Here is an 11,636-nt window from a genome sequence, read left to right as displayed (position 1 = left end):
GTTCTGAGAGGTTGACTTCGCACAGTCCCGGAGGATTGAGCGGGCTGAGGCCACCAATCGAGTAACCGGAAATCACCGGACGATCAGCGGTGCCGAGCAAGTCCATGCGACAGAATTCAAACCAGAAGAAACCACTGCCTTCCGGTCTTGGCGGACAACCCACGATCACGCCAGTGTTCGGTTCCACCACGAAACGGTTTGCTGTTGGACCTTCAGTCAATTGCGGAACCGGTGTGTTTTCATCCAACCCAATACCATCATCATAGAGAGTAACTGCAAAGGTATTTGTGACACCGGCTTCTACAAATGTACCGTTGGTCAGTTGTGAACCCACGCAACTTTCTGCGCCGAATTCCGGTACGTTAATCCAACGAACCTTGAAGGCATTGACATTGGCAAAACCTAATGCCATTACCGGGAAGCTTCGTGTATTAAACGAGCGAGCTACCGGGTTCAAGTCTGCCCAAGCTGGAGCAATTTTCGGTAACCCAGAGCGAAAATCAGGAATGTTTACAGCGTTGCTGGGATCACCGGCTCCAAAGGTGATGTTACCATTTGAGTTCCAGAAGAACCCGTTCCATACGCAATTGGCTGTGCCAACCGGACCACCAAAGGTGAATTCAAAGCCGCCATTTGAAACGGGGCTTGGATTGCCAACACCATCAGCATCATCCCCTGAGAATGGTGGGTTACTATCATCACCACCAGCAACATCCTCACTCGGATCTAATAATCCGAATTGGATGGGTCCTGTTGTATCATCATCACCCAAGACGCCAGCACCACCCGTTTGTCCAAGGGTAATGCCAGGAGAAATCGCGTTTGGTGCCAAGCGATTGGTGTAACGCAGGAAACCATCTGCCAATCCTGCTAAGCCGGTTGGCGTCAAGGTCACCTGGTCTATCGGCGCGCGATAGAATAAATGATCGAATCGGTCGGAATCGCCATCGCCAACATTGCCACCAGGGATGGGCGGATTGTCTAATCCATCACCCCGCAGGTCAACAAAATCTCCCCGACGATCCATCGGACACATATCTTCAAAGCACAATATCTCAGTGAACATCGGTGACGGATTCTTGCCGATTCCGGCAGGTGTGCCGCCGCTGATCACATAAACCGTTCCTTCTTCATTGACTGCCAAACCATTGTGAATGGTGTAGTCAATCTGCATATCGACTTTCAAAACGCTGGCTGGGGTGCCCGGAACCACCGCCGTACCACCCGCCGGCGGTCGCAGGTCAGGGCCATTGCCTAAAGCGAAAATGCGGAAATTGTTGACCCCTGGGGTCACCGCTTGTCCGGCAACCGCAGCATCAGCAATACCATTGCCTGTCGGTATCGTGCCGCCAACATTAATTCCTTGTGCTCCTTGTCCCCCCTGGCCTTTCCCGGCACCTATACCAAAACCGGTTACACCTGAGCAGATATCTGTCCAACCGGAGCAATCGGCAAACGAGATAATCATCGACGGGGTGCCCGCCGCTCCATAGGCACTCGGAGCCGGGAACAACCCTTCGGTCAATTGCGTGAAGGCATCATCGCCGCTGTTGAACGACCGCGAAACCCCGGCATACAACACATTGCATCCACCTGAAGCGATGGTGGTGATGTTGCCCCACAAGGTTGAGGTTCCTGAATAATTGGTGAAGCGATTCACCTGGGTTGCCGGACCCGAAGTCGTGCCATATTGTCCGCCTGCCGGGTTCAAGGTGGTGAGTGTCAAAATGCCGCTCACCGCCAGACTGCGGTCTTGCCAGGTTGGGCTATCGCCTGAGTTAATCTTAACAATGTTGCCACCGGTGAATTGCACCAGGTCTACCTGATGGAAGTAGACGCTGCCATCATCGTCACAGGCGACTCCGGCAACGCTGCCAAAGACCGAAAATGCCACACCAAACGAGCCACCTACGGTCACCGGGAAACCGACATCCGAGATGTTACCAGGAGGTGCGACCGCCGGGCTGACGGCATCCGAAATCGGGAAAGCCAACACTCCCGAACGCACCAGGGTGTTATTGCTGCTTAGGCGCAAGCCACCTTCGGAATCATAGAACGACACATAGAGAATTTCGCCGGTTACACCGGTCGTTCCCGGAGCGCCGCCACCGAAATTCCCGGCATATGCGCCATTGACGTTGCCGAAGGAACCAAGGTCAGCCACCGGGTTTACGGCTAATCCGGTAATCGTTACCTGATCATCCGAGTTGATCGTGCCAAAAGCATTCAACACTGTCGGCAGGTTGATTTGCAGCAACTGGTCAACTCGACCATCGCCAGTGGTGTCTACACCGACCCACACATTGCCGACTGAATCGCCATAATAGAAAACGTTTTCGGCAAATCCGTTGGCAACGGTGTGCTCGGAAATCGCCGCTCGCGTCAACGAAAAATCAATGTCCGGTTCAATCCCGGAGAAATCGTCGACTTTTTTGGAGCGATCCGCGACACAATCTTCGCGACCATCCCAATCCGCCAGTAACGCCACTTCGCTGAATTGCGTGTCGCGTCCACCTTCGGTGGTGATTAAGGCTGCCGAGAATGCCGCGTTGCCAGCCAAAATTTCCGGTTCACCGGCTTGCGGTGAAACCGTGGCATTGTCCGCGCCGCCTTTGATTCGTTTAGCAATTTTCGCACTGGCTGCTGCCTGGTTTTTCACTTTGCGAATTCCCAGAGCATTCAGTGTTTCGCGTGAGGCTCCCGCCGCATCACCTGCGGCGCGAGTCGCATCTTGACGTTGTGGATGAGCACTGAGATTGCTGTTGCCGGCTTCCGCAGTTGCGGCAGCCACCGGTTCGGCAGTCACAGCGGTCTTAGCAATCGGCGTCGTCGACGGGGCTGCCGCGCGAGTTCGCATACTCGCAATCGGCAACGCCAACGCTACGGCTGCGATTGCCACCACCATTATTATTACCGCTCTTTTCAAACTCATAAATTCTCTTCTCCTTATTTTCTAAAAGAGTGAGGCGAAACTTACCCTCAATACCAGAAAAAATCCTGCAACTGAGGGAAATCTTATTAGAATCATTTAATTCAATAACTCTTCCAAGACAAACCTCAGAAAACTGTTTGTTAGTTGGAAAATACTATTCCAATTCCGATTACCGCAGAATATTGCAAGGTCTGCGGATTGTATTCATTAAATTGCTCGCTAGAAAATTCCCACTGGATACCCAATCAATAAACAAACTCGACCCGCTTAAAAGGCTATCTCCCTCACGAGGCTTGATTAACATTACTGCGCCTTCTTGGATGACCTGCCCTTCGGCATCAACATTCTGGGCTTTTATACCCACAAAACTATTGCGCGCAGAAAAATACGCCATCTGGTCAAGAGTTGAATCTACCTGACCGAGTGAACCGACTTTAACGGTATCAACTCCCGCACTCAAATCTGCGACAAAAACTTTACCCAGATATGAGTAAAAGTAGGCTTTATTTGAATCCTGAAGCAAAAGGCTCACGCCTTGTTCGCCAATGAAGGTTTCAGATATTTCGGCGGTTTTGGTCACTCTATTCTTCTTCCCTAATTGGGCAAAGGCAACCGCTCCATCTTCCAGGGTAAGATGCAAATTAGCCGGGCGAGTAATTTGTCCCAAACGACCACGACGCCCGTTTGCCGGACGGGTTATATTGGCGGGGCGGGTGATAAATTCCATGAAGCCTTTTTTAACAATGGTCAGAATTCGGCTCCCGCGTTCTAAATTTATCTCAACCGGGTCCATCACTTCGCGTGAACTATCCTGGACTAAGTTATTAAAGGCGACCAATTCTTCAACCGTACTATCGCTGTTTCCGTCAAATTTGAATTGATAAATTTTACCGTCGGTGCCGGTAAAATAGGCGATGTCTACAGGGCTTTCGCGGTCGGCATCCCAATTGATAATGACATTACTGCCGGTGGCAATCGAAACCCCTGAAGGAAATTCAGCAGGTAAAATTCTGCGCCTCTGGGTTAAGGTCCCACTCTTATCTACACTAAAAAAATAGAGGTCTGAAAAATGTGACCAACTTTCCTCACCGGTTTTTTCCTTAGTGTTGACCAGGACAGTCAGGATATTCGATTCTTCATTCAATCCCAAATAGGCAATGGAAGATTTACCTGAGTAAAAATTATCGGCAGTAACAAAATCGCGTCGAAAGATATATGCCTGATTAAGATTGATAGTAAAGACCGACGCGCCATTTGAACAAACCAGGATTTCACCTTTTCGCCCGACTAATAAATCATCCGGCGCGTCCAGTATGGACTCTTCTTCAAATCCTCTGATAGGAACGACCACTGATGAGCCGAAAATCGGTTTACCATCGTCATCCAAATTCACCTGTAAAAAAACAATGACTGCCTGGGCTTCATATTCGCCCGGAAATTCCTTACTTTCAAAAATCTGCGTCGCCCTGACGAAAGCCATTTCCGCTTCCGGGCTATAGTACAACTTGGTCGGATAGTAGCAATTTCCAAGGTCAGCGACTACAGGCTGGAATTTGGTCTTTTTGGTGTCAATCAAGTAGAGCTTGTTATTATCTAATAAACTTAAATCGGTGGAATCATCAACGGTAAAGGATGGCGACCTTTGAGCTAAAAAGATATAGCGGTCAAAGGCAAATTGAATATTATTATCTGCTGCCACCCCCTGTATCGCCCAAGTAGTCACCACAAAATCGGAGGAAACCGCAAACGAGTACGAAGGAATCAAAAGAGCCAACGATAAAAGCAAACACCCGCCTAAGGTTAGGAACCGTTTAAAATCACTCATTTTTCTTACCTTCATTTAAGTTATTCCAAAAATCGAATAAGTTGAATTGCCAAACTGTCAGATAACCAGTTTCCAAATGGAGGCTGAACCACGGCAACTATTTGCACAATCTATGCCAAATAAGTCATATTTCAACCAACTCTAAGGAAAATAAATCCAATTGAAAATAAATAGGTTACGGACTTGCTCCCCCTCAGATAACTGCTCAGGTTTAATCAGTCCATCGTTTTTCATGGATACAAAGTTGCCATTTTGGTGATAACTCCGTATCTATGGAACCTGAATTTACACATTTGGTCGCAAAATGGTGATGCTATTTTGCTAATTTTGAAGACACGATAATATTTTTAAATTGGGCGACTGTCAACCGCTTTGGGGGAAAATATCTTTTTTAATTCTCATCTTTAGAAATTCCCAGTTGGACCAGTTTCAATCGCAGTCCTCTTCTGGATAAGCCTAAATCGAGCGCGGTTTTTGAAAGATTATTTTTATTTTTATCCAACGCCGTTTGAATGATTTTTTTCTCCAGTTTTGCGGTCACCTCTTTTAATTTCAACGTCCCGCCTGGCGACCAGTCAAAACCATTACTGTTTGGCTCAACCGGTTCCCGTCTCTCCTCTTTTTTCGGGATATTAACGCTCAAATTGAGTTCCTCGGATTTAGGAGTTTGCCCTCTAAACTGGTGACGTTTAGGTGAAGATACTTCCGCCGACAAGTCATCGACAGAAATCATCGAACCTTCATAGGCATAAGCCACTGATCGCTCAACTTCGTTTCTCAATTGGCGAACATTTCCCGGCCAATCATAAGCTGTTAAGGCATCGATGGCATCTTGAGTTAGCCTGATACCCGGTTTACCTGACCGTGAGGCAAAGTGCTCCAAAAAGTGTGACGCAAGGATGGGAACCTCCTCTCGTCGCTCTCTCAACGGCGGCACGTGGATGCGGATGATGTTCAATCGATGAAAGAGGTCAGCGCGAAATCTTCCATCATCGACGGCTCTTTCAAGCTCAGTATTGGTAGCCGCCAGCACCCGAACATCCACGCGAATAGGTCGGGTTTCCCCTAAGGGTTGGATTTCCGATTCCTGAAGAAATCGCATTAACTTAGGCTGAACTTCCAGCGACAGGTCACCGATTTCATCGAGAAAAAGGGTGCCGCTATCGGCAGCCCGAATAATTCCCGGATAATTATCGGTGGCGCCGGTAAAGGCACCTCGACGGTGTCCGAATAACTGGCTGTCGATAATTTCTTTCGGGGTTGCCGTACAATTAAACGGTAAAAAAATGGCTCGCGCTCTGGCAGATTCCGCATGAATGTATCGCGCCACCAACTCTTTGCCGGTTCCCGATTCACCGGTAATGAGAACCGTAACATTACTCGTGCGGATTTTTTGAATCTTGTCAATCACATCGAACATCGGCGCGCTGCCGACAATAAATCCGGGCATGACGGTTTTCACCCGTTGTTCAACATCAATGGTTACACCGCCTCTTGCCGCAACCCGTAATGAACAGGTTTCCAGCCCTAATTCAGCCTGTTTCAATAACGGCATCAACCGACCACTTTCAAGCACGGTTACGGCGCGAATAAATAATAAAACCGGGGATTTCAAATCATCACAAATTTTAAACACTTGCCAGTCATTTACTCGCTCACCTTTTTCAATGCCTCTGGGGTCGAAAGCGGATAATAAGGCATCCAATTCGCCACGGGTCACGCCCTGAAACGAGAGTGGTTCGACATCCAGATTATCGACAAATTTAGAGACGATAACGCCGGTCACCGGAAAGTTATCATAAATAATTGCTGCTAATTCTCTAACCAGTAATTCGCTCGAAGCCGATGCCTCAATCAATCTTTGCATCAACAAAACATCATTGGGGAGAATGGTGTGAAAAATTTTCGGCTCATCAACTGCGGTCTTCGTGACCGCCGCCAGTTTTTTATTGGTGGCAATAATATCGGGTTTGGCTCCCAGACGTTCAAATATCTCTTTTGCCTGCACCCAATGACCTTGTGCCCCTTTTATATCATTCGAGCGTTTTAATAACCGCCCCATCTCATAATGACTTCTTGCCAATTCATAGGGGACATCTGTAGTTGTAAAAACCGAGATGCTTTGGGCGATATGTTGTTTGGCTTCGGCAAAGCGTTGCGCTTCGGATTCCAGTTGCCCGATTAATCGTTGCACCAATCCCGACATATATAACGACTTTTCTTCTTTCAATCGCCCCTGTGCCAGTTCCAGATACTCCCTAGATTGGTCGAAATTTTTCTGAAGGAAATAACATTCCGCCAGCGCGATTTGCGACAGCGCCACCCCATGCAGATCACCGATGGATGTCGATAGCTGTAACGAATCATTGAGCAAATGTAATCCCGCGTCGATTTGACCTTTGCCTTTTTGAACATTCGCCAACAGCCTCAGAGCATTACTCTCCAGCCATTTATTTTCATCCTTGCCAATCAACGACAAGCCTTTGCGCAAATGCTCTTCGGCTTCGTCAAATTCGCCCTTATCGCAAAGCAATTCCGAAAGCGTCAATCGGGCGGTCGCTTCATAATTGGGCTTCGCATAGGTCTGCGCAACCTCTATGGCTTTTCGTAAACTGGTTGTCGCCTTATCCCAAAACCCGCTGGCGCGTAAATTATCTCCAAGATTGTTATAGGCGAGGGCGAGGTAATCTTTGTGCCCTCCCTTTTCCAGATAACTGACGGCAAGCTCTAAATATTCAACCGCGCGTTTTTTCTCTTTCGCGACCTTGTCCTGCTCGATGACATAATCATCCAGAAAAGCCGCCCCGAGATTGAGATAAATCATGCCGATTAAATTGTGATTGGTTGACCCATCGACATAGCCCAAAGCTTTGAGCAGGTTTTCCTTCATACTCGCAAACGAGCCTTCTGCAAAATCAATGGTTCCGAGGCGCGAATAAATTCTGGCTAATAACTCTTTATCAATCAGTTTTCGTTGAAAACTGATGGCGGTCAACAGGTGGTCACGAGCGATACGCAATTCGTTAATCTCAATGTAGGTTCGACCGATGGCGTAATGCGCTTCGCTCACCCCCGCATCAATTTGTAAATCCAGAAATATTTTTTTGGCTTCATTAAAGGCGGCAATGGCCTCAGGATAATTACCGAGCCAACTCTCAGCCCAACCGATGCGCAGACGGACGCGGGCGCGGTTTTGCGGCGAAAGATGGGTTAATAATTTGGGGTCTTCAAATTTGCGAATCGCCGTATGGGCTTCTTCATAGCGGCTCAACTCTTCGAGCGCCTGACTGAGTAAACAACGGATATTGGCTTCATCCTCTAATTCGATAATTCCTTCTTCCAGAGCAACCTGGAAATGGGCAACCGCCTTTTCATATTCCGAATTTTTTAATGAAGCGATTCCATATTGAAAATGTGATGCGACGGCAGTGTTGGAATGGTTTTGGCTCACTGAATCTTTCTCGTTTGGGGATTTTTCCTGCTGTTCAGTTAATAATTCTTTTTTCAGCAATTGCCGAACCGTCACGTGACTGATGCGTTCGACAATGCCCTTGGACACCGCAAAATCGGCTAGTTTTTGCGGCGTCCACTCTTTGTAATTCAACCCGAAGGTTGCCGGGGTGGATTTGGCAAGTTTGATGATCTCCTTAACTTGTTGACGGGTAAACGAGGGTCTGGGTCCACCCTGTGGCCCACGCTTTTTAACCGCTATTCCTTCAACGCCGTTTTCATTAAAATTGCGTATCCACTTTTTAATATTCGTCGGGTGAAATCCTAAAAAATCACTGATTTCGCCAATTGTTTTACCTTGAGAAGATAAAAGGATGACCTCTGCGCGCTGTGACTCTTCGCGAACCCTTGAAGCCGTGCATTCCAAAAGCGCCTCTTTTTCACTTGATGAAAGTGATCGAGCAAACAGAGGTTGATACATAGTTATCACTTAAAATTTCAAATCAACGATTGTGTTTTGACCTACCTTCGGATTTTCTTATCCGAATTATATGGATAATGCCTATCCACATTGCCTCAGGGGGAAGCCTGTTTTTTTCAAACCATAGGACTAACTAAACTTACAGTTTGTAAGTGAGGTTGTGAAAATATCAAAATCAAGCCTAGTTGGTCAACACAAAATTTCCACATATTTCAAGTCGGCTGGATACTCTGTGGTCGAAATTGAAATTTCAGCTTTGCACTTTGATTTATGTACTAATAAAAAAGGCTCCAAGTTGGAGCCTTTTTTTACCAGTCTTAATCGGCAATTTAATTTTATGAGTTAATCGCTATTTACCGTTTTTCAAAATATCGCATCACCACACCATCTCGCCCGATAGCAAAACCATGATTATCCCGGAAGGACACTGAAAACAGATCAATGGTTGTATTGCTGACCTGATCGACCCAGTGCAATCCCGCGTCATAAGTTCGTATGACTCTGCCCTGATAACCGACGACCCACCCGGTTTTTTTGTCGAGAAAACTGATGCCAAAAAGCGGTTCCTGAATTCCCGTTTCGACTTTCTGCCAGATGCTTCCGGCACTATCGGTTCGCAATAAAGTCCCTTTATCTCCGGTGACTAATCCCACTTTATCATTGATAAAAAATACCCGATTCAGGTCAACATCAACGCCCGACCGTTGCGGATACCAACTCTGCCCGCCATCATTGGTGTGAAGAATCATCCCGCCGGTTCCGACAATCCACCCTTCATCTTTTAAAAAACTCAAATGAAAAAGTTGCGCTTTGGTTCCACTCGCTTGAAAAAGCCAATTGCGACCGCCATCGGTAGTATGAATAATCAACCCCTCATCGCCAACAATGTATCCTTCATCATTGCTTTCAAACTCTACGGAATATAAATCCAGGGTTTTATCTTGCGGGACACTTAGCCCTTTTCGATTTGCATCATAAGTGGTTTTAGAAAAACTTTTGCCTTTATCCGTGCTCGAAACAATTAAACCGCCATCTCCGACAATCCATATCCGATCTTTGCGGGCGAACACATCATTCAACCCTTCTTTGACGCCTACATCAACCTCATTGAAGTTTCGCCCGTCATCCGTAGACCGCATCACCAGTCCATCGGCTCCAACTAACCACAGATTGTCGCCATCGTAGAAAACCGCATTAATCGTCGCCGGTTGATCGTTTTGTTTTAATGAAGAAATTTTCGTCCACCCTTGCTGAGCGGCTATCGAAATGGCAAATAAAACCATGCTGGTTACCAAGATGATACCCCCCCTTAAATCCCCAAGCGGTTTTTTAAGGGTGGTATAAAATAAAAATCGTTTTGACATTCATTCCTCCAAGTCGCGAACCCGTCCCTTAACTTTAGTCCAACTTTCTCAACTTAAATCGTTGAACCTTTCCGGTTGTGGTTCGTGGCATTTCGTCAATAAATTCATACGCCGTAGGAATTTTGTAAGTCGGCAATCGGTCACACATAAAAGAAATGATTTCATCCGCTGTTAGAATTTCCGCTTGCTCTTTTCGGATGACTAAAAAAGCTTTTGCAGTTGCCAATCCCGTTGCGGTCGTGCCTGCGATAACCGCAGCTTCCACAATCGCCGGATGCTCTAAAAGCGCCGATTCCACCTCTATCGGTGAAACCCACAACCCTTTCACCTTAAAACAATCGTCGGTTCGTCCGATATGGTAAAAGTAATTTTCATTATCCCGACGATAAACATCGCCGGTTTTTACCCAATCATCCTGAATAACCTGTCCGGTCAAACCCTCGCGTTGCCAATATCCGAGCATCGCGCTATCGCCTTTCACATAGAGATTCCCCGTCCCTTCGCCTGCCAATTCATTACCCTGTTCATCAACCAGTTTGGCTTCGTAACCACTGACGACCTGTCCACTCGAACCGGCGCGCGCCTTGCCTGGATGATTCGAGATAAAGATGTGGAGCATTTCCGTCGAACCAATCCCATCAAGAATTTCCATACCAAACTCATGTTTCCATTCGTGGAAAATTGCGGCGGGCAGCGCCTCACCGGCAGAGACCCATAATCGAATATTAGCGACATTCAATCGCTCAATAGATTGATGAAAATCCAGTAGGGCGCGATACACCGCAGGCACGCCAAAAAACACCGTCGGCTGTTGTTGCTTGAATATCTTGGCAATCAGGGGTGGCGTTGGACGCTCAGGTTCAAGTATCACGGTGCATCCGGCTCCTAATGGAAATGACAGGCTGTTTCCTAATCCATAGGCAAAGTAGAGGCGAGAGGAAGAAAATATTTTATCGTTTTCAGTCAATCGTAAAATGTTTTTCGCATAGGTTTCTATCGTAAAAATCACATCACGCTGCCGATGAATCGCCCCCTTGGGCGTCCCTGTGCTGCCGGATGTATAAAGAATAAATGCCGGATTTTCAGGTTTCGATTGACCTTGAAATCCTTGATGTTTTACTGGCTGTTCAAGTTGAAGCGACCGGGCAAAACTGACGGATTGATTCACATCCAGACTCAAAACTTCAAGGCTCCCCGACAGCGTGTCAATTCCCTTAACGATTAAGTCATGATGGGCGATTAGGAATCTCACGCCTGCATCTTTTAGAATAAATTCAATTTCTTTTGCCGGAATGTAGGTATTTATCGGAATGGCTATCGCATCAATGGAGATGACGGCTAAAAAGAAAACGATGAAATCAGGAGAATCATGCAGCCATAATCCCACCCGATCCCCCGGAAGAATTCCTTTTCCGAGTAAAAACTCACCTGCGGAACCGATGGCTTCAGTCAATTCGCCGTAGGTTATTTTCTGGCTTCGATATTCAATCGCAATCCGGTTTTGAAGGTTTTGATTTTTAGTTTCACTAAAAAAATAGTGGGTCAGGTTGATAGCCGCATCAGTCATCGCCGCCGATTATATGA

Annotated in this window: 5 protein-coding genes; all 5 read right to left on the bottom strand. The window is 47.0% G+C overall.

Annotation, left to right across the window (positions count from 1 at the left end; genetic code table 11):
- Nucleotides 1–2,932: hypothetical protein (locus AB1757_28545; GenBank protein ID MEW6131014.1), on the bottom strand; the 2,932-nt coding region annotated here is incomplete at its 3' end.
- A gap of 169 nt (nucleotides 2,933–3,101) precedes the next feature.
- On the bottom strand, nucleotides 3,102–4,631 hold the full coding sequence (locus AB1757_28540; GenBank protein MEW6131013.1) for a hypothetical protein: 1,530 nt from the start codon (nucleotides 4,629–4,631) through the stop codon (nucleotides 3,102–3,104).
- Nucleotides 4,632–5,148: 517 nt separating this feature from the next.
- Nucleotides 5,149–8,688, bottom strand: coding sequence for a sigma 54-interacting transcriptional regulator (locus AB1757_28535; GenBank protein MEW6131012.1), 3,540 nt, complete (start codon nucleotides 8,686–8,688; stop codon nucleotides 5,149–5,151).
- 353 nt (nucleotides 8,689–9,041) lie between these two features.
- Entirely contained in the window at nucleotides 9,042–10,052 is a 1,011-nt protein-coding gene (locus tag AB1757_28530) for a YCF48-related protein (protein ID MEW6131011.1), read from the bottom strand.
- A 34-nt stretch (nucleotides 10,053–10,086) separates the two neighbouring features.
- Entirely contained in the window at nucleotides 10,087–11,619 is a 1,533-nt protein-coding gene (locus tag AB1757_28525; GenBank protein MEW6131010.1) for a benzoate-CoA ligase family protein, read from the bottom strand.
- Nucleotides 11,620–11,636 lie beyond the last annotated feature (17 nt).

The sequence above is a fragment of the Acidobacteriota bacterium genome (genome assembly GCA_040754075.1).
In the GTDB taxonomy this organism is placed as follows: Bacteria; Acidobacteriota; Blastocatellia; order UBA7656; family UBA7656; genus JBFMDH01.
The sequence above is the reverse complement of the archived record's forward strand: the minus strand, read 5'-3'. Positions and strand labels throughout refer to the sequence as shown.